The 23,148-nt window shown below is 65.3% G+C and carries 24 protein-coding genes; 11 read left to right on the forward strand and 13 right to left on the reverse strand.

What is annotated here, in order from left to right; genetic code table 11:
* Positions 1 to 118: 118 nt before the first annotated feature.
* From GRX03_RS08530 to GRX03_RS08545, 4 genes are read left to right on the forward strand one after another with little or no spacing between them, the layout of a single operon-like run.
* Positions 119 to 1,150, forward strand: a complete 1,032-nt coding sequence (locus tag GRX03_RS08530) for a tyrosine--tRNA ligase (RefSeq protein ID WP_159763791.1) — start codon at positions 119 to 121, stop codon at positions 1,148 to 1,150.
* A complete protein-coding gene (locus tag GRX03_RS08535) occupies positions 1,150 to 1,815 on the forward strand; it encodes a class I SAM-dependent methyltransferase (protein ID WP_159763792.1) in 666 nt (221 codons plus the stop codon). The genes GRX03_RS08530 and GRX03_RS08535 overlap by 1 nt, the downstream gene beginning before the upstream one ends.
* Before the next feature lie 40 nt (positions 1,816 to 1,855).
* The gene (locus tag GRX03_RS08540; RefSeq protein ID WP_159763793.1) at positions 1,856 to 2,062 is read left to right on the forward strand and encodes a hypothetical protein; all 207 of its coding nucleotides are present in this window, start codon (positions 1,856 to 1,858) and stop codon (positions 2,060 to 2,062) included.
* Positions 2,059 to 2,730 (forward strand): O-methyltransferase, encoded by a 672-nt coding sequence (locus GRX03_RS08545; protein WP_159763794.1) that lies wholly within the window; start codon positions 2,059 to 2,061, stop codon positions 2,728 to 2,730. Before GRX03_RS08540 ends, GRX03_RS08545 begins: the two co-directional genes overlap by 4 nt.
* On the opposite strand, the gene GRX03_RS08550 is transcribed toward GRX03_RS08545, so the two are convergent.
* From GRX03_RS08550 to GRX03_RS08575, 6 genes are all read right to left on the reverse strand, one after another.
* Complete coding sequence (locus GRX03_RS08550) at positions 2,725 to 3,036, reverse strand: DUF7126 family protein (RefSeq protein ID WP_159763795.1); 312 nt, start codon at positions 3,034 to 3,036, stop codon at positions 2,725 to 2,727. The genes GRX03_RS08545 and GRX03_RS08550 overlap by 6 nt on opposite strands.
* Positions 3,033 to 3,950, reverse strand: coding sequence for a glutamine-hydrolyzing GMP synthase (gene guaA, locus GRX03_RS08555; protein ID WP_159763796.1), 918 nt, complete (start codon positions 3,948 to 3,950; stop codon positions 3,033 to 3,035). The genes GRX03_RS08550 and guaA overlap by 4 nt, the downstream gene beginning before the upstream one ends.
* A complete protein-coding gene (pyrG, locus tag GRX03_RS08560; RefSeq protein ID WP_159763797.1) occupies positions 3,950 to 5,581 on the reverse strand; it encodes a glutamine hydrolyzing CTP synthase in 1,632 nt (543 codons plus the stop codon). Before pyrG ends, guaA begins: the two co-directional genes overlap by 1 nt.
* Before the next feature lie 308 nt (positions 5,582 to 5,889).
* A complete protein-coding gene (locus GRX03_RS08565; protein WP_159763798.1) occupies positions 5,890 to 6,855 on the reverse strand; it encodes an NADPH:quinone reductase in 966 nt (321 codons plus the stop codon).
* Between the two features lie 57 nt (positions 6,856 to 6,912).
* Positions 6,913 to 8,061, reverse strand: coding sequence for a sensor histidine kinase (locus GRX03_RS08570; RefSeq protein ID WP_159763799.1), 1,149 nt, complete (start codon positions 8,059 to 8,061; stop codon positions 6,913 to 6,915).
* Between the two features lie 210 nt (positions 8,062 to 8,271).
* Positions 8,272 to 8,862, reverse strand: a complete 591-nt coding sequence (locus tag GRX03_RS08575; RefSeq protein ID WP_159763800.1) for an alpha/beta hydrolase — start codon at positions 8,860 to 8,862, stop codon at positions 8,272 to 8,274.
* Positions 8,863 to 8,918: 56 nt separating this feature from the next.
* Here GRX03_RS08575 and GRX03_RS08580 point away from each other — a divergent pair, with 56 nt between their 5' ends.
* Positions 8,919 to 9,725: a PspA/IM30 family protein gene (locus GRX03_RS08580; RefSeq protein WP_159763801.1), complete on the forward strand. Its 807-nt coding sequence runs from the start codon at positions 8,919 to 8,921 to the stop codon at positions 9,723 to 9,725.
* Between the two features lie 65 nt (positions 9,726 to 9,790).
* Here GRX03_RS08580 and GRX03_RS08585 read toward each other — a convergent pair whose 3' ends face one another.
* Positions 9,791 to 10,522 (reverse strand): ParA family protein, encoded by a 732-nt coding sequence (locus GRX03_RS08585; RefSeq protein WP_159763802.1) that lies wholly within the window; start codon positions 10,520 to 10,522, stop codon positions 9,791 to 9,793.
* Between the two features lie 57 nt (positions 10,523 to 10,579).
* Positions 10,580 to 11,005 (reverse strand): HIT family protein, encoded by a 426-nt coding sequence (locus GRX03_RS08590; protein ID WP_159763803.1) that lies wholly within the window; start codon positions 11,003 to 11,005, stop codon positions 10,580 to 10,582.
* Positions 11,006 to 11,117: 112 nt separating this feature from the next.
* Here GRX03_RS08590 and GRX03_RS08595 point away from each other — a divergent pair, with 112 nt between their 5' ends.
* From GRX03_RS08595 to GRX03_RS08610, 4 genes are read left to right on the forward strand one after another with little or no spacing between them, the layout of a single operon-like run.
* Complete coding sequence (locus GRX03_RS08595; protein ID WP_159763804.1) at positions 11,118 to 11,867, forward strand: DUF429 domain-containing protein; 750 nt, start codon at positions 11,118 to 11,120, stop codon at positions 11,865 to 11,867.
* 40 nt (positions 11,868 to 11,907) lie between these two features.
* Positions 11,908 to 12,291 carry a fluoride efflux transporter FluC gene (locus GRX03_RS08600; protein WP_159763805.1) on the forward strand — a complete coding sequence of 128 codons (384 nt, stop codon included), beginning with the start codon at positions 11,908 to 11,910 and terminating at the stop codon, positions 12,289 to 12,291.
* Positions 12,288 to 12,647 (forward strand): fluoride efflux transporter CrcB, encoded by a 360-nt coding sequence (gene crcB / locus GRX03_RS08605; protein ID WP_159763806.1) that lies wholly within the window; start codon positions 12,288 to 12,290, stop codon positions 12,645 to 12,647. Before GRX03_RS08600 ends, crcB begins: the two co-directional genes overlap by 4 nt.
* Positions 12,648 to 12,697: 50 nt before the next feature.
* Positions 12,698 to 13,393 carry an SDR family NAD(P)-dependent oxidoreductase gene (locus tag GRX03_RS08610; RefSeq protein ID WP_159763807.1) on the forward strand — a complete coding sequence of 232 codons (696 nt, stop codon included), beginning with the start codon at positions 12,698 to 12,700 and terminating at the stop codon, positions 13,391 to 13,393.
* On the opposite strand, the gene GRX03_RS08615 is transcribed toward GRX03_RS08610, so the two are convergent.
* A complete protein-coding gene (locus tag GRX03_RS08615) occupies positions 13,390 to 13,800 on the reverse strand; it encodes a CoA-binding protein (protein WP_159763808.1) in 411 nt (136 codons plus the stop codon). The two genes, GRX03_RS08610 and GRX03_RS08615, sit on opposite strands and share 4 nt — an antisense overlap.
* Positions 13,801 to 14,235: 435 nt before the next feature.
* On the opposite strand from GRX03_RS08615, the gene GRX03_RS08620 reads away from it, so the two are divergent.
* Positions 14,236 to 15,756, forward strand: a complete 1,521-nt coding sequence (locus GRX03_RS08620; protein WP_159763809.1) for a phosphoenolpyruvate carboxykinase (ATP) — start codon at positions 14,236 to 14,238, stop codon at positions 15,754 to 15,756.
* 12 nt (positions 15,757 to 15,768) lie between these two features.
* Here GRX03_RS08620 and GRX03_RS08625 read toward each other — a convergent pair whose 3' ends face one another.
* From GRX03_RS08625 to GRX03_RS08635, 3 genes are read right to left on the reverse strand one after another with little or no spacing between them, the layout of a single operon-like run.
* On the reverse strand, positions 15,769 to 16,050 hold the full coding sequence (locus tag GRX03_RS08625) for a ubiquitin-like small modifier protein 1 (RefSeq protein ID WP_159763810.1): 282 nt from the start codon (positions 16,048 to 16,050) through the stop codon (positions 15,769 to 15,771).
* Positions 16,051 to 16,094: 44 nt separating this feature from the next.
* Positions 16,095 to 18,263 (reverse strand): TrkA C-terminal domain-containing protein, encoded by a 2,169-nt coding sequence (locus GRX03_RS16750; protein ID WP_159763811.1) that lies wholly within the window; start codon positions 18,261 to 18,263, stop codon positions 16,095 to 16,097.
* Positions 18,264 to 18,309: 46 nt separating this feature from the next.
* Positions 18,310 to 19,548, reverse strand: a complete 1,239-nt coding sequence (locus tag GRX03_RS08635; protein ID WP_159763812.1) for a potassium channel family protein — start codon at positions 19,546 to 19,548, stop codon at positions 18,310 to 18,312.
* Positions 19,549 to 19,785: 237 nt separating this feature from the next.
* Between GRX03_RS08635 and GRX03_RS16545 the strand changes: the two genes are divergently transcribed.
* Positions 19,786 to 19,962, forward strand: a complete 177-nt coding sequence (locus GRX03_RS16545; protein WP_201289207.1) for a hypothetical protein — start codon at positions 19,786 to 19,788, stop codon at positions 19,960 to 19,962.
* On the opposite strand, the gene uvrA is transcribed toward GRX03_RS16545, so the two are convergent.
* Entirely contained in the window at positions 19,963 to 22,956 is a 2,994-nt protein-coding gene (gene uvrA / locus GRX03_RS08640) for an excinuclease ABC subunit UvrA (protein WP_159763813.1), read from the reverse strand. It abuts the gene before it with no gap.
* Positions 22,957 to 23,148 lie beyond the last annotated feature (192 nt).

Here is a 23,148-nt window from a genome sequence, read left to right on the forward strand (position 1 = left end):
GCATCGACGTCGGCTCCGCCGGTCGATTGGGAGCACATAACAGCGCCGGCTGTCGTCCGCTGTGGCCGGTCTCGGCGACAGACGCATCATTTATTCCAGCGCAGGCGGATGGACTGGTATGGACGAACAACGGCGTTACGACCTCGTCACGCGCTACACCGAGGAGGTCGTTACCGACGACGAACTGGAGTCACTGCTCGAGGACTCGCCGAGCGTGTACATCGGCTACGCGCCGACCGGTGAGATGCACATCGGCCACTTCACGACGATGCGGAAACTCGCCGATTTCCTCCGTGCGGATCTGGACGTGACCGTCCTGATCGCGGATCTGCACGCCCACCTCGACAGTGAGAAGAGCCCGTGGGATCTGCTCGAAGCCCGAAGCGAGTACTACGAGGAGGCGATCCGGGGCATGATCGACGCCACCGGCGCCGACCCCGACCAGATCAGTTTCGTCCGCGGCCGCGAGTTCCAACTCGACGAGGAGTACACGATGGATATGTATCGGATGGCCGCGGAGACGACCGTCGCTCGCGCACAGCGGGCCGGTAGCGAGGTCGTCCGCGAGAGCGAGAGCCCGAATCTCGGCGGACTGATCTACTCGCTGATGCAGAGTCTGGACGTGAAGGCGCTGGACGCCGACATCGCCTACGGCGGGATCGACCAGCGGGGGATCTACATGCTCGGGCGCGAACTGCTCCCCGAACACGGCCACGACGCGCCGGTCTGTCTGTTCGCGCCGCTTCTGTCCGGCCTCTCCGGCGGCAAGATGAGCGCCTCCGACGCCGCCTCGAAGGTCAACCTCACCGACTCCCCGGAGGAAGTCGAGGAGAAGATCAACGACGCGTACTGCCCGATGGGCGAACTCGAGGACAACGGTGTGCTCGAATATCTGGAGTATCTGGTCTTCCCGATTCTCGACGAGCGCGGCGAGAACTTCGTCGTCGACCGCCCCGAGGAGTACGGCGGCGATCTGGTCTACGAGAGCTACGATCAGGTCGCGGAGGATTTCGTCGCGGAGGACCTCCACCCGGCGGACCTGAAGGGCGCGGCCGCCGCCGCAATCTCGGAGGTCATCGACCCGGTCCGCGAACGGCTGACCGACCAGCCGGAACTGCTGGCCGAGGCCTACCCCGAGAAGTACGACTGATGGCAGACGGAGACGGGCGCGACCACCGCGACCCGGAACGGACGCAGGCGGTCTACGACGAGATTGCCGACCACTTCGCGGAGACTCGCGCCTATCCGTGGCCCGAGGTCGAAGCCTTTCTCGACGGAGTCGACGGCGCTGGCGTAGCGCTCGACATCGGCTGTGGCAACGGCCGCCATACGGCCCTGCTCGCCGACTGCGCGGAGCGAGCGGTCGGCTTCGACATCAGCCGCGAACTGCTCGCCACGGCGAGCGGGCGGATGGCAGAGGACGGATGGCGTGCGGACCTCCTTCAGGGTGATGCGGCAACGCTTCCGCTCCGGTCAGAGTGTGTCGACGTGGCGGTCTACGTCGCGACAGTGCATCACCTGCCCGACCGGGAGAGCCGGGTAGCGAGTCTGCGCGAACTCGCCCGCGTCCTCGACGGCCGGGCGCTCGTCAGCGCCTGGAGCACGGCTCACGACCGCTTCGAGGCCCACGGCGGCAGCGAACCCGAGGGGTTCGATACGACCGTCGACTGGACGCTCCCCGGCGGCGAGACCGTCGAGCGGTTCTATCACATCTACGCCCCCGAGGAGTTCGAGGCGGACCTCCGGGCGGCGGGGCTGTCCGTCGCGGAGGCGTTCGTCTCCAGCGGGAACTGTTACGCCGAAGTGAGCGCCTGACTGTCGTAACGCTCTCGGTACACGAACCCGAACGGCCGATATGTCCACGACGATCAGCACGCCGACGGCGGACGAGGAGTGCGCATACTGCGGCTGTGCCATCTTCGACCACGATCCGATCTGTGTCCGCGACTGCACCGACGACTGCGGATCGCCGCTGTATTTCTGTAACTACGGCTGTCTGTCGGCACACATCGACGAGGAGGGGCTGGCGACCGACACGACCTGCGAGTGGTCTCCAGAATGAGCGAGGACGTCGTCCCGTCCGAGGTCACGGATCTGGCCGGGTTGATCGGTCCCGAACCGGACGAGATCATCCGGGCGATGGAAGACCACGCCGACGACGAGGACTTTCCGACCGTCGGCCCGGCGGTCGGCGCGTGGCTGTCCGTGCTCGCCCGGACGACCGACGCCGAGCGGATCTTCGAGTTCGGCTCCGGGTTCGGCTACTCGGCGTACTGGTTCGCCCGCGGGATGGAGGCGGGTGAGATCGTCCTCACGGAGGTCGACGCCGACGAACTCGATCAGGCGGAGTCGTACTTCGAGCGGGCCGGCATCGCTGACCGAGCGCGCTTCGAGTACGGCGACGCCATCGACATCGTCGAGCGCTACGACGGACCGTTCGATATCGTTCTCATCGACAACGAGAAACAGCGGTACGAGGAGGCGTTGCGGGCTGTCGAGGACAAACTCCGACCCGGCAGTCTCGTGTTAGCCGACAACGCGATCACCGCGGGCGTCATCGACCGCGAGGACGTGATCGCGTTACTGCGCGGCGAGGACGTACCGACCGCGACGGAGGCGAGTCGCGGTATCGCCGCGTATCTGGAGTACGTCCGCACTCACGACCGCTTCGAGACGAGTCTCCTCCCGGCCGGCGAAGGGGTCGCAGTGAGCGTCGTCACCGACTCATAGCTCCGCGGCCACGTCCGCGGGATCGAACAGGTCGGGATCGAGGATGAGATCGGCCTGTCCGCGTGCGAAATCGGGGACGGAGCCGTCGGCGTAGACGACCACCTTCACCTCCTCGTTGAGATCCTTTGCGACCGAAATCGAGGTGGCCTGCTGGACCTCCGTGAGCACGTACGCCGTCGCGTCGACGATACCGGCCTCTTCCAGCGACGGCCGGTTACCGATGTCGACCCGGGCGACCTCGAACCCCTCCGCGGCGATGGCCGCACCGATGTCGTAGGGGTCCTCGCCTGCGACGATCACAGTCATTCGTACTCGATGGTCGCCGGCGGTTTGTGGGTCACGTCGTAGACGACACGGGCGACGTTCTCGTGTGCGCCGGTGATCCGCGACTGGATCCGCTGTAGCGTCTCCCAGTCGATCTCCTGTGCTCGCGCGGTCATCCCGTCACGCGATTCGACCGAGCGGACCGAGACGACCCAGCCGTGGACGCGGTTGTCGCCTTTGACCCCGGTGGCCTTCCCGATCACCGCCGCGAGGGCCTGCCACGGCTCGTACTCTTCGAGTTCCTCCTCGACGACGTGGTTGGCCTCTCGGGCCACCTCCAGTTTCTCCTCGGTGATCTCGCCGATGATCCGCACGGCCAGGCCGGGGCCGGGGAACGGCATCCGCTCGGAGATGATCTCCTCTAAGTCGAGTTCGCGGGCGACCTCCCGGACCTCGTCCTTGTAGAGGTCCCGCATCGGTTCGACGATCCCCTCGAAGTCGATGTGTTCGGGGAGGCCGCCGACGTTGTGGTGGGACTTGATCGTCCCCTCGCTCTCGATCCGGTCGGGATAGATCGTCCCCTGGACGAGATACTCCGCCTCGACGTCGTTCGCGACGGTCTCGAACTCCCGGATGAACTGCTCGCCGATGACGTGGCGCTTCTCCTCCGGGTCGGTGATACCTTCGAGGGCATCGAGGAACCGATCCTGTGCGTCGACGATCCGCAACGAGTCCATGTAGGAGAAGGTCTCGCGGATCTCGTCGGTCTCGCCTTTGCGCATCAGTCCGGTGTCGACGTAGACCGGCGTGAGTTGGTCGCCGATGGCCTCGTAGGCCAGCGCGGCGGCCGTCGAGGAGTCCACGCCCCCGGAGAGGGCGATGATCGCGTTGGCACCGCCGACTTCGGTCGCAATCTCCTCGCGTTTCTCCTCGATGAACGAACCGACATCGACCATCAGTTCTCACCTCCGTCGAGCGCGCAGACGGCATCTAGGAAACCGACGAACGGCGGGCTAGCACGGGTCGGGCGCGAACGGAACTCGGGGTGGAACTGCGTTCCGAGGAAGTACGGGTGCTCCGGGAGTTCGAGAATTTCCATACGTCGCCCTGAGGTACCCGAGAACACAAGTCCTGCGTCTTCGAGTTGCTCGATGTACTCGGGGTTGACCTCGTAGCGGTGGCGGTGTCGCTCGGTGCAGGTCGTCGCCTCGTACAGGTCGTGTGCGAGCGTCTCCGTCTCGATCTCGGTATCGTAGGTGCCGAGTCGCATCGTCCCGCCCATGTCGTCGAGATCCTTCTGCTCGGGCAGGAGATCGATCACGGGGTGGGGTGTCTCCTCCGCCAGTTCCGCGGAGTGGGCTCTCTCCAGGCCGAGGACGTTGCGCGCGTACTCGACGACGGCCATCTGAAAGCCCAGACAGAGGCCGAGGAACGGGACGTTGTTCTCGCGTGCGTACCGGATGGCCTCGATCTTCCCTTCTGTTCCGCGGGAGCCGAATCCGCCGGGGACGACGATCCCGTCCACGTCGTCGAGTTGGCCGTCGTGACCGTCGGCCAGATCCTCGGAGTGGATCCACCGGCGCTCGACGTTGACCCGCTTCTCCAGGCCGGCGTGTTTCAGCGCCTCGTGAATCGAGATGTAGGCGTCTTCGAGGCCGTACTTGCCGACGAGGGCGACCTCGACGGTCCCCTCTTTGTCCCGGGTCACCAGATCGCGCCACTCGGTGTCTCGCTGCTCTTCTGGGAGGGCTTCGTCGTCGAGTTCCAGGTGTTCCATGACGTACTCGTCGAGGCCCTCGTCTTCGACCATCAGCGGGACGTGGTAGATGTCCTCGACGTCGGGATTCGAGAAGACGGCGTCGGTCGGCACGTCACAGAACAGCGCGATCTTCTCCTTGACGTCGGGGTGGAGTTTGTCCTCACAGCGGCCGACCAGGATATCGGGCTGGAGACCGATCGACCGGAGTTCCTTTACGCTGTGCTGGGTCGGTTTGGTCTTCTGTTCGCCGTTTTTGGAGTAGGGGACGAGCGTGACGTGTGCAAAGAGAATATCCTCGTCGTCTTCCTCGTGGGCGAACTGCCGCAGCGCTTCGAGATACGGCATCCCCTCGATATCCCCGACGGTGCCGCCGACCTCGACGATGCAGATATCGCTTCCCGCGGCGGCCTCCCGAACCCGGCGCTTGATATCGTCGGTGATGTGAGGAATGATCTGGACGGTCTTGCCGAGATAGTCACCGGCGCGTTCTTTCTCGATGATGTTCTGGTAGACCTTCCCGGTGGTGACGTTGTGGTCGAAGGTCATGTCGATGTCGAGAAACCGTTCGTAGTTGCCCAAGTCCAGGTCGACCTCCCCGCCGTCTTTGAGGACGTAGACCTCGCCGTGCTCGAAGGGGTTCATCGTTCCCGCGTCGACGTTGAGGTAGGGATCGATCTTGACCGCGGTCACGTCGAATCCGGCGTTTGCGAGCAGTCGACCCGTACTCGCGGCGGTGATTCCCTTGCCAAGCCCGGACATCACCCCGCCCGTGACGAAAATGAACTTCCGACCCAGCGTGGGGTCGTATTCTGTCTCTGATTCCGGCATACTGACCGTCTGCTTGGGACGCTGAAATTCCTTTCGGACCACCTTTCTCTCGCGGGGGTCCGGTGGGACCCCGCGAGAGAAACGTGGGCGAAAAAGGCCGCGAGCGTGCCATTGCACGCTCGCGGTGGAGTCAGGCTAGCCGCTACCGCACCCGCTCGGTAAACAATGTGATAGTCGGAAACGGGGACAGTCTCGGGAGAGCCTGTTCTCCCGGTGCCGGGAGCCGCGCGCGTGAAGTCAGGTTACGACTGCAGTTCAGACTGAACGCTACCGCACCCCACACAGGGTTTGTGAGGAAGTGGCCGTCGTCAGGGAACGATGACGAGTTTCCCGAGGAAACTGTCCTCCATCACCGCTCGCTGCGCCTCGGCGGCCTCGTCGAGGCCGTAGGTTTCGGCTACCTCGACGGTGAGATCCCCGGTATCGAGCAGGTGGGCGACCCCCCGAAGCGGTACTCGAAGGTCGGGCGTGTTGAACATGCTCATCAGTTGGTATCTAACGTCTTTCCCGCGGGCACCGGGACTGTTCGAGAAGCCGGGGTCGGGGCTGTTCTCCCCGATGCCGACGACTCGGGCCCCGGTCGCGGCCACGTCGGCGTCGAACTGGAGGTAGTCGTCCATCCGGTGATCGAGCACGACATCGACGCCGCCGACGGCGGCGTCGATGACCGCCTCGGCCAGATCGTCTCGGCCGTACTCCAGGACCGTCTCTGCGCCGAGATCGGTGAGCCTGTCGTGGTACTCCGGGGCGGCGGTCGTGTGCACGCGAGCGCTGACCGCGTCGGCAATCTGGACGGCAGCGTGGCCGACGCCGCCCGAGCCGCCGTGGATGAGACAGTGCTCGGCCGGATCGAGGTTGGCGTGATCGACCAGCGCTCGCCAGGCGGTCACGGCCGCGACGCCCGCCGCGCCCGCCTCGGTGAGGTCGGCACCGCCGGGGAGCGTAACGACGCGATCCTCCGGAACCGTCGCGTACTCGGCGTAGCTTCCCTGGAACTCCCCGTTGCCGATGCCGGTTCCGAAAACGCGGTCGCCCTCCTCGAACCCCTCGACGAACTCCCCGGTCGCCGCGACGGTGCCGGCGAAATCCACACCGGGCGTGAACGGGAGTCCAACCGGCGTGTACGACCCGTCCCTGAAGTACGTATCGACCGGGTTGACCCCTGCGGCGGCGATTTCGACGATGATCTCGTGACCGCCCGGAGTCGGCCGGTCCACGTCGTCGACAGTCAGTACCCCTGTTCCACCGTGTTCTGAGAGCCGAACGGCGCGCATACTCGATATATACGCGACAGCCATTTAACCGTATCCAGACCAGCGAGGCTGCTCCGCCTACGCTTCCCTCGGCTGTACGGCCGGTGCCCCGTCGCTGATCCCTGAGACAACGAACGTCGTCCCGTCGTCGACCTCGACCCGGCCTTCCCAGCCGTGGCCGGAGACGACCCGCTCGATAATCAACAGCCCCAATCCGAGTCGATTCGGTTCGAGTTCGCCGCCGAACAGCGAGGCCGCGATCTCCTCCGGCAGTCCCGGCCCGTCGTCGGCGACGATGAATCCGTCCTCGGTCCCGCGCACCGTGACGGTCACGTCCTCGCCGCAGTGTTCCTCGACGTTCCGAAACAGGTTCTCGAACAGCTGCTGAAGTCGTGACCGATCCGCCGTGAGCGTTCGGTCAGTCTCCACCACGAGCGTCGCGTTCGCCGGTTCGACTGTCCCCCAGGCCTGCCGGCTGACCGCTCCCAACTCGACCCGTTCCCGCTGGCCGACATCCTCTCCCTCCCGGGCCAGCGACAGCGTCTCAGCGACCAGTTGCTCCATCCGGTCGAGCGAATCGAGCGCAGTCTCCAGATACTCCGATTCCGGCTCCGAAGCCGTCTCGGCGGCCAACTCCACGTAACCGCGCGCCGACGTGAGCGGATTCCGGAGGTCGTGTGCCAACACGCCGGCAAACTCGTCGAGGCGTTCGTTCTGTGCGTCCAGCGTTCGGTGGTGGTGTTCGCGTTCGAGTTCGTAGCCGATCCACCGGCTCAGCAGTCGGACGAACCGCCGTTCGTCCTCTCCGAACGGCTCTTCGCGCGGCTGTTCACCCGAGTAGCAGAGCGTCCCGTAGGTCTCCCCGTCGACGACGATCGGAGCGCCGATGTAACACTGGAGCCCCGTCGCCTCCCGAGCGATATCCGTGCTGTACTCCGACTCTCCGGCGTCGGAGATAGCCAGCGGTTCGTCGTCCTCGACGACGTGACGACACCAGGTCGTCTCCAGGTCGTGGGTGGTGCCGGCCTCGAACTCCCCGCTGGTGATCGTCGAGTCGATGATTTCGTACTCACCGTTTCCCGTGTACGAGAGGACGCCGTACTGCACGTCGAGTCTGTCCCGGCCGACCTCGATTGCCTGTGCAATCTTCTCGTCGAGGGGGATCGACGGATCGGCCCCGAGTTCGTAGAGGTCCCGGAAGTAGTCCGTCGTGTCGGGAGTAGTCATAGGCTACCTTCCGTACCGACAGTGAAAAACCTGCTACTCGTTTCCTGTGTTGAACCCCGTCCGCTCCGTCGCGCCCCAGCTATCGACGCCTCTGAGGTGTTCGTGGAGGCCGTGCCAGGCGACGACGGTCTGCTACTGCGGACCGATTTCTCGGGTATCCTGACGACGAACGGCCGAGGTGCTTCTCCGCGTTTCGGGGCCGTCTGTGACTTACGAGTGCGTCCCCGCGATGAACTCCCCGACCAGTTCGCCGACCCGGCCCTGCTGTGAGACGAAGAAGTGATCCGCCGGCATCGACTCGACCGTCCAGCCCAACTGTTCGGCTCGGTCGACGACCGGCTTCCAGTCCGCGGTGTCGTCGCGCTCGCCGTAGACGATCTGTGCCGGACACGAGACGTCGTCGAGATCGGCGGGGTCGAACCCCGCGACGCTGTCTGCCGCCGGTGCCAGCGCCGAGAGCGCCGCGAGCCCCTCCGCCTCGATGCCTGCCGCGAGGGCGACCGCGCCGCCGAAACTGTAGCCGAAGAGGGCGACGGTCTCGTATCGCTCGTCGGCCCACTCGATCGCGGTGAGCGCGTCGGACCGCTCGCCGCGACCCTCGTCCCAGGCCCCGTAATCGATCCGCAGACAGTCCCACTCCCGATCGCGGAGCGCGTCGCTGACCGCCCGCAACCGGCCGTCGTGTCTGTCCCCGCCGAACTGCGGATGCGGCGGACAGGCGACGACGACGCCGTCGTTGTCGTCGCCGTCGAGTGTCGTCCGGATGTCGCGCGGACCGGGCAATCGGTTGGGATCACGCATGCTGCGTGCTAAACAGATGTAAGAATTTTAAGTTTGGTGCGCTCCTGAGTGTGGGTATGGGAATCCTTTCGCGCACCTCACAGGTAATCAGATCGAAGCTCAACTCCCTGCTGGACCGGGCGGAAGATCCGGGTCAGCAACTCGACTACTCCTACGAACAACTCCAGGACGAACTCCAGAACGTCAAACAGGGGATCGCCGACCTCACCACCCAGAAGAAGCGCCTGGAGATCCAGAAACGCCGCCTCGAAGAGAACGTCGAGAAACACAACGAGCAGGCGCGTGAAGCCGTCGAACAGGACCGCGACGACCTCGCCCGGAAGGCCCTGGAGAAGAAAAAACAGAAGATGCGCCAGATCGACGACCTGGAGCGACAGATTGCCGACCTCGAACAGAAACAGGACAACCTCGTCCAGCAGAAAGACCAACTGCAGCGCCAGATCGAGGAGTTCCGCACTAAAAAGGAGACGATGAAGGCCCGCTACGAGGCCGCGGAGGCGAGCGCCCGGGTCAACGAGGCGATGACCGGGGCCGGCGAGGAGATGGAAGATGTCTCGCGGACGATCGAGCGCGCCCAGCAGAAGACCGAGGACATGGAGGCGCGCGCGGCGGCGCTCGACGAACTCCGCGAGACCGGCGCGCTGGAGAACAAGATCTCGGACAAGAGCGATCTGGACCGCGAACTGGATCAACTGGCGACCGACGGGGCCGTCGACCGCGAACTCGAAACGCTGAAATCCGAAGTGGGCGCGACCGAGGAGACAGACAGCGACGACGCCGTCGAGACGGATCTCGACGCCGAGACCGACGTGTCCGACGAAGAGATCGAATCCGAACTCGAAGATCTCAAAGAAAACGAGTAGCGCCGGGTGACTGGTGCGCGAGCGAGTTCACCTGTTTTTCTGCGGGCTCCAGTTACGCGGGGACACTACTGCAACAGCCCCGAGAAGCGACCGGAGTCGGGCAGTTCGATGTCAGGTTCGACGCCGAGCAGCGCCTCGACCAGCCCCATGATCGCGGGTGTGAACTCGTCGTCGGGCGGGAGGCAGGCCGGGGCCGACCGGGGAGCGGTCTCGGGGGCTTCCGGCACGTGCACGTCGGCATCGAGTACCGCCTCCGTCGACCGGTTCGCGACGACCGCGTCCGACGCGAGGCCGATGTCTGCCAGCCGTTCCCGCGTGAGTGCAACCCCGTCGCGTCCCCGGAGCGTGTCGGGGGCGACGACGCCGATCCGGTCGGCCGCGTTGACTCCGGCAATCGCCTGGTTGCCGCCGATCGGTGGCGTATCGACTAACACCGCGTCGTGGGACAGCGCCGCCGCGGCGAGTTGCTGCTCGAAGCGGTTGGCGGCCCCCGCCGTCTTCGCCCGTGAGAGCCGCTCGAAGGGACACCACGCCGGACAGAGGTTGACGACGCCCGGCAGGTCGAGATCCATCTCGTACAGCGTCTCGTCGAGGTCCGCTTCCTCCGTCAACAGCGCCGTGAGGTCGTCTTCGATACGCTGCTCGGTGTACGCCGCCAACCCCTGCGTCTGGACCGCGGCGTCGAACACGGCGACTGACCGCCCGGTCGCGGCGAGCAGCGCCGCCGATTCGATTGTCAGTCTGGTCGTCCCTGCGCCGCCGGTGGCACCGACGACGGCGGCGATTCGCGTCGACATAGCTGTTGCTGGCTCGCTCCCGTATATAAATATGCGTATCCCTTCGTCCTGACGCCGTCACCGATTCGCGCGGATCTCGGCGGCGATCTCCTCCATCTCGTCGTCGTCGAGGTCGGCGCCGTCGAACAGCCGGTGGATCGGGCCGACGCTGTCGTCGGCGAACCGCGGGATGATGTGCCAGTGGACGTGTGGCACCTCCTGGCCGGCCTCCTCGCCGTTGTTCACCGCGACGGTGCTGGCGTCTGCGCCGACGGCGGCCTCGACTGCGGGCGCCAGTTCGCTGATGACCCCGAACACGTCGCCGGCCTCGTCGGCGGGCATGTCGTTGAGTCGCTCGTAGGGGTGTTTCGGGATCACGAGCGTGTGGCCCGGGGCCAGCGGATTCGCGTCGAGAAACGCGTACGTGGTCTCGTCCTCGTAGACGGTGAAACTCGGAATCTCCCCGTCGACGATCTGCTCGAAGATGGTCTTGTCATCGCTCATATCTGAACGTTACCCGCCTGGCAAATCAATATTACCCACCGTCTCGCCGCGATCCGTTCCAAACGCCTACGCGACGCCTGAGGTTTTTATTCGCAGGCGCGAATCCTGAGACATGGCAGCGATGTTTGTCGGCGTCGACTGGAGCAGTGAGGGGTGGCTCGCGGTCGCGTTCGACGACGAGGGCTACGACCACACCGAGGTGTTCGACGAAATCGGCGAACTCTGGCAGTCATACGAGGAATCCGAACCTCGGATCCTTATCAACATCCCGATCGGACTGATCGAGAGCGGCCGCGCCGAACGGCCCTGTGACGAACTCGCCCGCTCGGTGCTCGGTCCGCGGCGGTCGGCGGTGCTCACGCCGCCGGTCAGAGAGGCCACCCGGAAACGACGGTATCCGGCGGCGAAGCGGGTCAACGAGCGCAAAAGCGGGAGTTCGCTCTCGAAGTCGGCGTTCGCGATCAGCGACAAGATCGCCGCTGTCGACGACCTCCTCCGGAACGTCCCGGAAGCACGAAGCGCCTTCCGGGAGTCACACTCGGAGGTGTGTTTCCGGGCGCTGGCCGGTGAACCGCTGCAGCACTCGAAACGGAAGGCCGGCGGCTACGCGGAGCGGATGCGTATCCTCGCGAGCCACGACCCCGACGCCCCACCGGTCGTCCAGGCCGTCGCGGAGGCGACCGGCGGCGCGGATGTCGCTATCGACGACGTGATCGACGCCGTCGTGCTCGCGTACACCGCGCGGCCGGCGAGCGCACCGCTGCGCTCGCTCCCCCCGGACCCGCCGACCGACGACAAGGGGCTGCCGATGGAGATTGTCTATCGCGCCCCCGACCCGCTGACGACGGAACCGGAGGCGTAATCACTCCGGCCGACATCACTGCAGACGTTCCCGTCTCTCGATGACACAGACACGCACTGCGCGCCTCGAACCGATCCTGCTCGTCGCAATCGGCGGCTTCGCCGGTGCGAACCTCCGGTATCTCGTCGACACGCTCGTCCCCGCGAGCCTGCTCGCTACGGCGACGGTCAACGTCTTCGGTTCGTTCGCGCTCGGTGTCGTCTTCTACGAAGACCGGTTCTCCGGCCGAATCTCGGCCCCAACCCGGCGGATCGTCGCGACCGGATTTCTGTCGTCGTTTACCACCTACAGCACGTTCGTCGTCGGTGCCGTGACAGCCACGCCGGTGATCGGACTCTGTTACGTCGCCGGCAGTTACGCGCTCGGCTTTCTCGGTGTTCTCGTCGGACGAGCACTCGTTCGGCCGGAAGGGGGTGGCCGATGAGGATCCCGCCGGCGCAGTTGGTCGGCGCTGGCGGCGCAATCGGAGCCGTCCTCCGGTATCTCGTCGGGCAGTACGTCCCGAGTGAGCGGTTCCCGTTCGCAACGCTTCTCATCAACGTCGTCGGGTCGTTCGCACTCGGTCTCGTCATGTTCGTCCCCGTCCCCACCGATACTGCCCTCTTCGTCGGGGTCGGTGCCTGTGGCGCCTTCACGACGTACTCGTCGTTTTCGGTCGAAACCGTTCGGCTGTGGGAGTCCGGGAGCCCGATCCGAGCGGGGCTGTACGCGGCCGGCACGTTCCTCTCGTGTGCGCTCGCGGTCGGAGTGGCCTGGGCGCTGGCGGCGGTAATCTGGTGAGCGAGGCGTTCGCCCCGAGAGTTATGGTCGCCGCATCCCCAGCCATAGGCATGACACAGACAGCAGTCATCGCTGGTGTCGGGCCGGGACTCGGAGAATCACTCGCGCGGAAGTTCATCGAGGAGGGCTGTCAGGTCGGGCTGTTCGCCCGTTCGACCGGCTATCTCGCCGAACTCTCGGAGGAACTCGGCGAGCAGGCCGTCGGGGTTCCGACCGACATCACCGACGAGGACCGCGTCGAGGAAGCCTTCGAGGAGGTTCGGGAGAGCTTCGGTTCGGTCGATATTCTGGTCAATCACGCCAGCGGTGCGGCCTGGAAAGGCGCACGCGAGATCTCCCCGGACGAGTTCGAGCAGGCCTGGCGCGTGTCCGCCCGCGGCGCCCTGCTGTGCTCACAGCAAGCGATTGCCGACATGGACGACGGCGGAACGATCATCTTCACCGGCGCGACCTCCGCGGTCAGGGGGCGTGACGGGGCCGTCGGGTTCAGCGCCGCGAAGTTCGCCGTCCGGGGGATGGCGGAGTCGATGGCCAGAGAACTCGGTCCCGACGGAATTCACGTCGCACACGTCGTCATCGACGGCCAGATCGACACGCCGGCGCTTCGCCGGAACGACCCCAACCGCGACGAGAACTCACTGCTCGACCCCGACGAGATCGCCGAATCGTACTGGCATCTCGTCGAACAGGACGAGACCGCCTGGACGCTCGAACTGGATCTACGGCCCTCGGTCGAAGAGTTCTAAGCCATGAGCCGCTGGTGCTCGGGCTTCATACACCGGTCCTGGACGACGCGTTTGCCGGCCTGTTCGGCCCGTTCGACCGCCTCGTCGTCGTGGATCCCCAACTGGAGCCAGATCACGCCCGCGTCCTCGCGGTCGAGCGCGCTGTCGACGATGCCGCTGACCTCCTCGCTCGGCCGGAACACCTCGACGATATCGATCTCGCCGGGGACCTCCTCGAGGGAGTCGTAGGCCTTCTTGCCGAAGATTTCGTCCGCGTACGGATTCACCGGCACGATATCGTAGCCGTGTCGGTCGAGATAGCTCGGGATGTCGTGGGCGTCTTTGCCGGGCGTGCTCGAACACCCGACAACGGCAACGCGGTCGTACTCCAGGATTGAACGGAGTTCGTCGTCGTCGGTGACTGGCATACGTCGGTAACATAGCCGGAGAGTCACAAAGATGTTGTGCCGTGGTGATCCACCACAAACGAGCCGTCGACACCGCCGCCTGTCGTCTAGGCCCCTGTCTTCCGTGTTACCGACTGCTCGTTCAAAAAATAAGAACTCGAATCTGACTCAACATTTGGAATTATCTGATACGATACAGTATTGTGATACTGTTATGTGTCTCATGTTCACGTAGACCGCCACACAGCTGCCGCTGAAAGATATTACACTATTTCCGTAAACGGGGGAATAATTGAAAATGCAAATATTAAATCCCAGATAACCTAATATACGGGCGACGACTGGATCGCGAGCGCGCGCCGAAAACTGTGGGTCAGTATATCCCAATTGTTACAGTATCGCAAGTTGTAGCGATTTCCAATACTTTATGCCCTGGGCAACCGACGTATGAACTACATGAGTCAAAGGGTGGAACGATCCCGTCTCCAGGAGGAGTTCCCGGATCCCGAGGTCGCCGACAACGTCGTGTACAATCCGACATTCGAGCAGTTGCGGGAGTTTGCGAGCCACGACGAGCGGACGACCGAGTACGGAAGTCCCCGGTACGTGAGCGAGCAGAAATCCCGGAGTGCGGACCAGACGAAAAACCTGATCGACGACGAGTTCGTCGACGACGACTGGGAGGCGATCACCGACGCGCTCGATTCGCTCGAGGACCGCGAACTGGTCTGTCTGGACCGACGCGTCGGTAGACACGAACAGACGGCCTTTACCTGCCGGCTGTTCGTCCCCAAGCCGTACGCCCGGATCGCGCTGGCGTGGGGGAAACTTCTCGAACCGGCCGACGGCGAGCCGGATTTCCAGACGCTGCAACTCCCGGAGTGGGACGAACAGGACGGCCGACAGCGCCGCATCCGAGTGCTGCCCGACGAGGGGCTGACGTTCGTTCTGGGCAGTGATTACACGGGTGAGGCCAAGAAGTCGTTCCTGCGGCTGTTCATGCGGCGGGCCAAAGAGCTTGGGGGGCTCGGCATCCACGCCGGCAGCAAACGGGTCACCATCGAAGCCGACGGCGAGCACAAGACCGTCGGACAGGCCTTCCTCGGCCTGAGCGCGACGGGGAAATCGACGCTGACCGGTCACGGCTGTTGGCTCGACGAGCCAGAGGGGGCAGAGATGCTCCAGGACGACGTCTGTGCGCTGCTGCCGGACGGACAGGTCACCGGTAGCGAGGGCAACGGACTGTACATCAAAACCGACGGCCTCGACGCCGAGGAACAGCCAGCCCTGTACGACGCCGCGACTCACGAAGAAGCCGTCTTCGAGAACGTCTGGGTCGACGAGGACGGGACAGTCGATTTCGACAACACCGACCTGACCGCCAACGGACGCGCGGTGATCCGCCGGGAGGATCTCTCCTCGGCCTCGGAGGATATCGACATGACCGAGGGCGTCGACCAGATTTTCTTCATCACTCGGAACCCGATCATGCCGCCGGTGGCCCGACTCGACGACCGACAGGCCGCCGTTGCCTTCATGCTCGGTGAATCGATCCAGACCAGCGCCGGCGACCCCGACGCGGCGGGCGAATCCATCCGCGTCGTCGGGACGAATCCCTTCATCATCGGCCCGGAAGGCGAGGAGGGCAACCGCTTCCGCGAACTGATCGCCGAAAACGACGTCGAGTGTTTCGTCATCAACACCGGCCACGTCGGCCCGGGTAAGGCCGATATCGGCGTCCGCGAGTCGGTAAACATCCTCGTCGGCGCCGCCCGCAACGAGATCGAGTGGCGCGAAGACGACACCTTCGGCTTCGAGGTGCCCGAGGACGTGCCCGGTATCGATGTCGAACCGTTCTATCCCCCGACTCACTACGAGAACTTCGAGGAGGAACTCGACTCGCTCCGCGCGGAGCGTCGCTCCTATCTCGAACAGTTCGAGAGCCTCTCCGAGGATATCATCGACGCCGTCTACTGAGGTCGGCTCTTTTCACCCGCCGGTGACCGGCGGAAACATCGCGAGTTCTTCGACGTCTCCGAGATCCGTCTCCCAGCCCTCTGCCGAGTGGAACGGATCTTCGCCGTCACAGAGCAGGCGGAGGTGGTCCTGCAACGCTCCCTCCTCGTCGAGCACCTGCGATTCGAGTTCCGGATGCGCCGCGAGCAGCGCATCGAAGGCGTCACGAAGCGTCGGTTCCTCGGCGTCGACGCTCACTTCGAGCACGTTGTCGCCGACGGTCTCCGAGAGCGTCGCGAACAGTTTCCATCGCATGGTCGATACTCGCGCGTCCAGCGCAAAGAGAATTACTCGTCGTGTCACTCGTCGAGGCGCATATCCCCGCCGGGACTGTCGGAGACGTCGTCCTCCCAGTCGGCCTCGCCGGACTCGAACTCCTCTTTCAGTTGGGCGAAGGAGGTTCCGCCGCCGCTGCTGTCCTCGTCGTCATCGTCCCCTTCCTCGTCGTCCGCGCTCTCCTCCTCGTCTTTGCCCCCATCGTCGGCATCGGAGTCAGACTCTTCCTCGACATCGGAGAACAGCCCCTCCTCCTCCGACAGATCCAGTTCCGACACGTCCTCGCCTGATTCCTCCTCGAATTCGAGGTCACCGATGTCGTCGGAGATGCTGTCGCCGTCCTCGCCCTGCAGGTCGTCGTCGATGTCGACTCCGCCGAGTCCGCTCTCGCTGTCGTCGTCCTCGAAACTGATTTCGGCCTCGTCGAGACCGACGAGTTCGCCGTCCCCGCCGTCGTCCTCGCGTTCATCGCTCTCGCTGTCGTCGTCCTCGAAACTGATTTCGGCCTCGTCGAGGCCGACGAGTTCGTCGTCCGTCTGCTCGTCTCCGGTCTTGTCGTCGCCGTCCTCGGCGAAGGCAATCTCGATATCGTCCGAGTCGGGCAGGTCATCTTCCTCGTCGGTCGCGTCTGTCTGCGGCTGCTGTTTCTGGGCGTCGTCCTCCCAGTCGGCCTCGCCGGACTCGAACTCCGATTTCAGTTCGTCGAAGGAGGTGCTGTCGCCGTCCGCGGATTCAGATGTCGACCCCTCGGCGGTCTCGGCTGTCGCCTCGGTGGTGTCGCCCGGATCGGTCTCCTCGAAGTTGGCCTTGATTTCCTTGAAGGAGTCCGACCCCGCTTTCCCCGCAATCGGTTCCTCACTCGACTCGTCTGGATCGCTCGCCGTCGGCTCCCGCTCGCTCGTCTCTCCGGGGGCCTGCTCGTCGCTGGCGGGGAGTCCGTCCGCTCCCGTCGGTTCCTCCCGGGCGGTCGCCGTCGGCTCTCCGGTCTGGATCCCTTCCTCGGGCGGGGCCTGGTCGCTGTCGAGCGCTTCGCTGCTGGCAATCGACGGATCGAGCGCCGTCGCGCCCGCCTCGAGTCGCCGGAGTTCGCCCGGCGTCGCGATCACGAACAGCAGATCGCCCGGAGCGAGGCGGTACTCGTCGCCGGGGAACGGCACCGGGTCGCCGTCGTCGGGACGGATCGCCGTGATCGTCAGCGCAATCGCACCGACCGCCATCCCGTGGAGCGGGCTCCCGGCCTCGACTGTCACGGTGCTGAACGTCTCCTCGGCCGCTCGCAACAGCGAGGCGAACTCCCGATCCGGGCGGTCGTTGACTGGCAGCGTCACCAGCCGATACCGTCGCGTGGGGTCGACTCTCGGCGTGTCCGCGGCGTCGATTGCGATTGTCACCACCTCCCCGGCGGTTCCCCGTAGCTCTCCGGTACAGACACGCTCCATCGACTCCGGCTCCCACACCTGGACGATATCGCCCGTGCTGGCCGAGAAGCCGGGGTCGGCCCGAACCGCGACCGCGTTCGTCGCCGGCGGCAGCGTCGCGCCGATTCCCGCCGCACGCGTCCCGACAGCCAGCGACTCGACATCACCGTACTCGTCGAAACTGATGTCGGCGACGCCGATCCCGTAATCAGACCGGAGCTGTTCGGTGAGTCGCTCCTCCAGTTCGTCGACGGTCAGCCCGCGCGGGAACACGAACTGCGAGCCGCCGAGATCCTCCTTGACCCGTCGCGGAACCGGATCGTAGCCGGGCGCGTCCTCGACTGTCGGCGGCAGCGAGACGGTCGTCACCTGCCCGACGGTCTGTGCGAGTTGGCTCACCCCGTCGGCGCTCTCCTGGGTCGGCGACCAGACGAGCACCTCGACGCCGAAGAGATCACCGACCGCGCGGCCGAGCGCCGCGCCGCCGACGGCCAGCCCCAGCGCGCCGATGTCGAACAGCGCCGCCGCCAACTGCGACGGGTCGGTCTCCTCCAGCAGCACTTCGAGCGCCGGAGCGGTCCCGAGATACAGCGCGACGACCGACACGCCGACGGCGACCGCAAGCCACGCGGGGATGCGATCCTCCGCCGTCGAGCGATAGACCAGCGCGGCCACGGCCGCCGGCAGCGTCGCCATCGCACCGATCCCGAGCAACTGCGTCGTGATCGAGGCGGCGCTCTCGACGGTCGAGACCGTCGTCAGTGCGACGCTCACCCGCTCTCACCCCCGACTCTCCCGTCGCAGGTCTCCCGATCCCACATCAGACACCACCCGACTCGAAGGCCGTGAGATTCTCCCGCGTCCCCGCGGCGAACAGTTCGTCGCCGGTCTCCAGTCGCGTCTCGCCGTCCGGCGCGATCAGCCAGCCGTTCTCCTTCCGGACCGCGAGCACGGCCACGTCGTGTTCCTCTCGGAGATCCGTCCGGCCGAGCACCGTCCCAGCGAGGCGGCTCCCCGGACGGACGGCGATGCGCTTGATCTGGTGGCCCGCTCGCCGGAGCATCGAGACGACCTCGTACTCCCGGTCGAGTTCCCGGGACTCGACGACGATTTTCGTCTCCGAGGCCCGCAGCAGGGGCTGTACGTCCGTCCGCGTGACGGCGACGGTCACCTGTCCCTCCCCGCCGTCGGTCGTCGGCGTCCTGACCTGTCGGGGCACCTCCTCGCCGTCCGCGGGGTCGTCGTCCGACCGTGGCTCGATGTCCTGTCGCGGCGTTTGTCCGTCGCCTGACCCCGCCGACCGGGCGCTGATGACCGTTCCGCGGACCTGTGCGCCGGGCGTGATCACCGTCACTTCGTCGCCGCGGGCGATTCCCGTCGGGACGAGCCCGGAGACGGTGACGGCGTGGCGGCCGCCGCCGACCCGTTTTGAGAGCCCCGAGAAAGGCGGTGCGGCGGCGACCTGCGCCCGACCGCGCTCGTCGATGTCGACCTCGGCGGTCGCGAGGTCGTAGGTCGTTTCGAGTCGGTCCGCGACCCGACGCTCTAGCTCGGAGAGGCGGAGATCGGCGGGCAACTCGAACTCGGCGTTTGCGATCTCTGCGCGCAGTTCCTCCGGTAGTGCCGGGTAACCATCTACGTCCGTGACAGCGCCGACGACCCGAATACGGACCTCCGCGCCGTCGTCGATCAACTCCGCTCGGTCGGTCGCGATTCCCTGTCCGGTGAACTCCGTGAGCGAGAGCCGTCGCGGAAACTCCTCGGCCGTCGTGTCTCCCTTGCTGTGGGCGTACAGCGAGGCGGCGACGACGACACCGACCGCGAGCGCGAGTCGGAGCGGGCCGGCGGCGGCGAGCACCGGTTCGTCGACGACGACGAGCACCGCGGCGTTCGCCGCCGCGACGACGAGACCGATTCCGACCGCACCGGCCCGGGGAAGCGATAGTCCCTCCCGATATCGAAAGCCGAAACTGGCCGCCCAGACCCCGAGCGCCGGGCAAACCCCGACGAGGGCACCGAGATAGAGCCCGAGCAGTACGTCGACGGGCAGGGATACCATACATGAACTGCAAACAGGCACGTTGAAATAACTTTCTGCGCTCGTATCAGCGGCTGAAAACAGTTCCGCAGTCGCGGTGTCGACGTTTTCCCGTGGTCCTCGGAGCGCCCAGTCTGTTTCCCTCCGACCGACAGTGCCGAGTCGATACTTCAGATCGACCCGAGATCATCGCTTTCGGGCGAACTGCGTGTACAGCCCCGCGGTAGCTATTTGGACGCCAGGGCCGTAGCCGCGCGTATGGGGCTCAAATACGACCTCACGAACGGCATCATCTCGCTGGTTATCGGCGTCGCGATCACGAAACTGACCGCGGACGAGGAGGAGGGACCGTACGACCTCTCGGAGCTTCTCCTGTCGGTCGCCGTCGCCTCCTTCTTCTCGGGATTTTTCACGAGTTACTTCGTCGGTGAGTGATCAGTCGTCGTCCGCCGCGGTCTGGTCGCCGTCGTCTCCTCCCACCGCGGCGGTTTCGGGCGTCGGCAGTTCGCGGTCCGAGCGCGGTCCGGTCAACTCCACGTCCGGCAGCAGGTCGCGCAGATACCGGCCGGTGTGTGACTCCTCCGTCCGGGCGACCGCTTCCGGCGTCCCCGCGGCGACGACCTGCCCGCCGGCCTCCCCGCCCTCCGGGCCGAGGTCGACGATGTGGTCGGCGTTTTTCACCAGGTCGAGTTCGTGTTCGATCACGACGACGGTGTTCCCCTCGTCGGTCAGGCGGTGGAGCACGTCGATCAGTTTCCGCTCGTCCTCGGGGTGGAGACCGGTCGTCGGTTCGTCCAGCAGGTACAGCGTCTCCCCGGTGTCCTTTTTGCCGAGTTCCTCGGCGAGTTTGACGCGCTGTGCCTCGCCGCCCGAGAGGGTCGTCGACGGCTGGCCGAGACGCATGTAACCGAGGCCGACATCCTTCAGCAGTTTGAGCCGACGGCGCAGTTGGCTGTGGCTCTCGAAGAAGTCGTAGGCCTCGTCGACGCTCATGTCGAGCACGTCCGCGATTGTCTTGCCCTTGAAGGTGACCTCGAGGGTTTCGTCGTTGTACCGCGCGCCGCCACACTCCTCACAGGGGACCGTCACGTCCGAGAGGAAGTTCATATCGATCTTGACCGTCCCCTGGCCGCCGCAGGCCTCGCACCGACCGCCCTTGACGTTGAAGGAGAACCGGCCTTTCTCGTAGCCGCGGCGGTTGGCCACGTCGGTCTGGGCGAACAGTTCGCGGACGTGATCGAAGACGTTCGTGTACGTTGCGGGATTCGAGCGCGGCGTCCGGCCGATGGGTGACTGGTCGATCAGCCGGACGGTCTCGACGTTGTCCAGCCCCTCGATGGCGTCGTGTTCGCCCGGGTCGACGCTCGTGTTGTCGTTCATCTCGCGGGCGAGTCCCTTGTAGAGCACGTCGTGCATCAGCGTCGACTTCCCGGAGCCGGAGACGCCGGTGATCGCGGTGAAACAGCCGACCGGTAGCTCCACGTCGAGGTCCTTGAGGTTGTGCTGGCGCGCGCCGCGGATCGTGATCGTCTCCTCGGAGTCACGCCGCTCGTCCGGCACCGGGATGACCTTCTCGCCGGAGAGATACTCCCCGGTGGCGCTGTCCTCGCAATCGAGCACCTCCTCGTAGCTGCCGTTGACGACGATTTCGCCGCCGCGCTTGCCCGGCCCCGGTCCCATGTCGATGATGTTGTCCGCCCGCCGCATCGTCTCCGTGTCGTGTTCGACCACGAGCAGGGTGTTGCCCAGGTCGCGCAGTTCTTCGAGGGTGTTCAGCAGACGGTCGTTGTCCCGCTGGTGCAGGCCGATCGACGGCTCGTCGAGGACGTACAGCACGCCGACGAGGCCGCTGCCGATCTGCGTGGCGAGGCGGATCCGCTGGCTCTCCCCGCCCGACAGCGTCGACGCCTCCCGATCCAGGGTGAGATACTCCAGCCCGACCTCGGTCATGAAACCGAGCCGCGCCCGGATCTCCTTGAGAATCTCCTCGGCGATCTTCCGGTCGCGGTCGCTCAGGTGCTCCTCCATCCCCTCGAAGTGCTCCAGAGCGTCACCGATGGACATCCGGTTGACCTCGGTGATGGAGGTCCCGTCGACGAGCACGGCCCGGGACTCCGCCTTCAGGCGGGTTCCCTCACACTCGGGGCAGGTGGTGACGGCCATGAACTCCTCGATGTGCTCGCGTGCCCGGTCGCTGTCCGTCTCGACGTGTCGCCGCTCCAGGTTCGGGATGACGCCCTCGAAGCGCTCGGTCTTCTCGCGGGTGCCGTTTTTCGTCGTCCACTCGAAGTGGACGCGGTCGTCGGTGCCGTAGAGGAACTGTCGCTGGATCTCCTCGTCCAGTTCCTCGAAGGGCGTCTCCAGCGAGACGCCGAAGTGCTCGGCGACGTTGTCGAGTTGGCGGGAGTAGTAGGTGCGGTTGTAGCTCCAGGGCTCGAAGACGTGTTTCAGCGGCTTCGAGGGGTCCTGGATCACCAGATCCTCGCTGACCTCCTTGGTCGAGCCGATCCCCTCACACTCCGGACAGGCGCCGTGGGGGCTGTTGAAGGAAAACGAGCGGGTCTCGATCTCGCTGATGTCGATGTGACAGTGGCTACAGGCCAGAGCCTCGGAGAACTCGACGACCCGCCGATCCTCGGCCTCGTCGTCGGCCAGATCGCCGGTCGACCGGGCGCTCGCGCCGCCCACGTCGAGGTCCTCGGGCGGGTCGGGGAAGATCACCTTGAGCACGCCGTCGGCCTCCTCCAGGGCGGTTTCGACGGAGTCGGTGACGCGGGACCGCTCGCCCGCGCCGAGTTTCACGCGGTCGACGACCACGTCGATCGTGTGATCGTAGTTCTTGTCGAGATCCGGCGTCTCGACGGTCAGATCGAACCGTTCGCCGTCGACCTCGACCCGGGTGTAGCCCTCGCTGACGAGGTCGTCGAACAGCTCCTCGAACTCGCCTTTCTGGTCGCGGACGACCGGCGCACAGATCTTCGCTCGCGTCCCCTCGGGCGCGTCGAGCAGGCGTCGAACCATCTGCTGTGCGCTCTGTTCGTCGACCTCGCGGCCGCACTCCGGACAGTGCGGCGTCCCGACCCGAGCGTACAGCAGTCGGAGGTAGTCGTGCAGTTCGGTGACGGTCCCGACCGTCGAGCGGGGGTTGTTCGCGGCGTTTTTTTGGTCGATCGAGATCGCCGGCGACAGCCCCTCGACGTTCTCGACCTGCGGTTTGTCCATCTGCCCCAGGAAGTTCCGGGCGTACGCCGACAGCGACTCGATGTATCGGCGCTGGCCCTCGGCGTAGATCGTCTCGAAGGCCAGCGAGGACTTCCCCGAGCCCGACAGCCCCGTGACGACGGTCAGTTCCTCCCGTGGAATCTCCACGTCAACGTCCTTGAGGTTGTTCTCTGCTGCCCCACGGACCTCGATAGTGTCGCGGCTCATTCGTTACCCAACCCACGGACTGGGCTCCCGAAACGCTGTCGGTTCTCCCGTCTGCCCGGCCTGAACGGCCGTCTGTCCTACTCATCTTGGAAAATATGTCTGCGATTAACTATTTATTCGAAAAAATTGGATGTATATGGGGCAAAAACTTTGAATACCAGTCGGATGGGCGCCACTTGGGCAAACATTTAG

It is taken from the genome of Halovenus carboxidivorans, assembly GCF_009831575.1.
GTDB classification, from domain to species: Archaea; Halobacteriota; Halobacteria; order Halobacteriales; family Haloarculaceae; genus Halovenus; species Halovenus carboxidivorans.

Bases quoted from the DNA above. Each gene is read 5' to 3' on its own strand.
- GRX03_RS08530 (WP_159763791.1), top strand. From the start codon at position 119: ATGGACGAACAACGGCGTTACGACCTCGTCACGCGCTACACCGAGGAG.
- GRX03_RS08535 (WP_159763792.1), top strand. From the start codon at position 1,150: ATGGCAGACGGAGACGGGCGCGACCACCGCGACCCGGAACGGACGCAG.
- GRX03_RS08540 (WP_159763793.1), top strand. From the start codon at position 1,856: ATGTCCACGACGATCAGCACGCCGACGGCGGACGAGGAGTGCGCATAC.
- GRX03_RS08545 (WP_159763794.1), top strand. From the start codon at position 2,059: ATGAGCGAGGACGTCGTCCCGTCCGAGGTCACGGATCTGGCCGGGTTG.
- GRX03_RS08550 (WP_159763795.1), bottom strand. From the start codon at position 3,036: ATGACTGTGATCGTCGCAGGCGAGGACCCCTACGACATCGGTGCGGCC.
- guaA (WP_159763796.1), bottom strand. From the start codon at position 3,950: ATGGTCGATGTCGGTTCGTTCATCGAGGAGAAACGCGAGGAGATTGCG.
- pyrG (WP_159763797.1), bottom strand. From the start codon at position 5,581: ATGCCGGAATCAGAGACAGAATACGACCCCACGCTGGGTCGGAAGTTC.
- GRX03_RS08565 (WP_159763798.1), bottom strand. From the start codon at position 6,855: ATGCGCGCCGTTCGGCTCTCAGAACACGGTGGAACAGGGGTACTGACT.
- GRX03_RS08570 (WP_159763799.1), bottom strand. From the start codon at position 8,061: ATGACTACTCCCGACACGACGGACTACTTCCGGGACCTCTACGAACTC.
- GRX03_RS08575 (WP_159763800.1), bottom strand. From the start codon at position 8,862: ATGCGTGATCCCAACCGATTGCCCGGTCCGCGCGACATCCGGACGACA.
- GRX03_RS08580 (WP_159763801.1), top strand. From the start codon at position 8,919: ATGGGAATCCTTTCGCGCACCTCACAGGTAATCAGATCGAAGCTCAAC.
- GRX03_RS08585 (WP_159763802.1), bottom strand. From the start codon at position 10,522: ATGTCGACGCGAATCGCCGCCGTCGTCGGTGCCACCGGCGGCGCAGGG.
- GRX03_RS08590 (WP_159763803.1), bottom strand. From the start codon at position 11,005: ATGAGCGATGACAAGACCATCTTCGAGCAGATCGTCGACGGGGAGATT.
- GRX03_RS08595 (WP_159763804.1), top strand. From the start codon at position 11,118: ATGGCAGCGATGTTTGTCGGCGTCGACTGGAGCAGTGAGGGGTGGCTC.
- GRX03_RS08600 (WP_159763805.1), top strand. From the start codon at position 11,908: ATGACACAGACACGCACTGCGCGCCTCGAACCGATCCTGCTCGTCGCA.
- crcB (WP_159763806.1), top strand. From the start codon at position 12,288: ATGAGGATCCCGCCGGCGCAGTTGGTCGGCGCTGGCGGCGCAATCGGA.
- GRX03_RS08610 (WP_159763807.1), top strand. From the start codon at position 12,698: ATGACACAGACAGCAGTCATCGCTGGTGTCGGGCCGGGACTCGGAGAA.
- GRX03_RS08615 (WP_159763808.1), bottom strand. From the start codon at position 13,800: ATGCCAGTCACCGACGACGACGAACTCCGTTCAATCCTGGAGTACGAC.
- GRX03_RS08620 (WP_159763809.1), top strand. From the start codon at position 14,236: ATGAGTCAAAGGGTGGAACGATCCCGTCTCCAGGAGGAGTTCCCGGAT.
- GRX03_RS08625 (WP_159763810.1), bottom strand. From the start codon at position 16,050: ATGCGATGGAAACTGTTCGCGACGCTCTCGGAGACCGTCGGCGACAAC.
- GRX03_RS08635 (WP_159763812.1), bottom strand. From the start codon at position 19,548: ATGGTATCCCTGCCCGTCGACGTACTGCTCGGGCTCTATCTCGGTGCC.
- GRX03_RS16545 (WP_201289207.1), top strand. From the start codon at position 19,786: ATGGGGCTCAAATACGACCTCACGAACGGCATCATCTCGCTGGTTATC.
- uvrA (WP_159763813.1), bottom strand. From the start codon at position 22,956: ATGAGCCGCGACACTATCGAGGTCCGTGGGGCAGCAGAGAACAACCTC.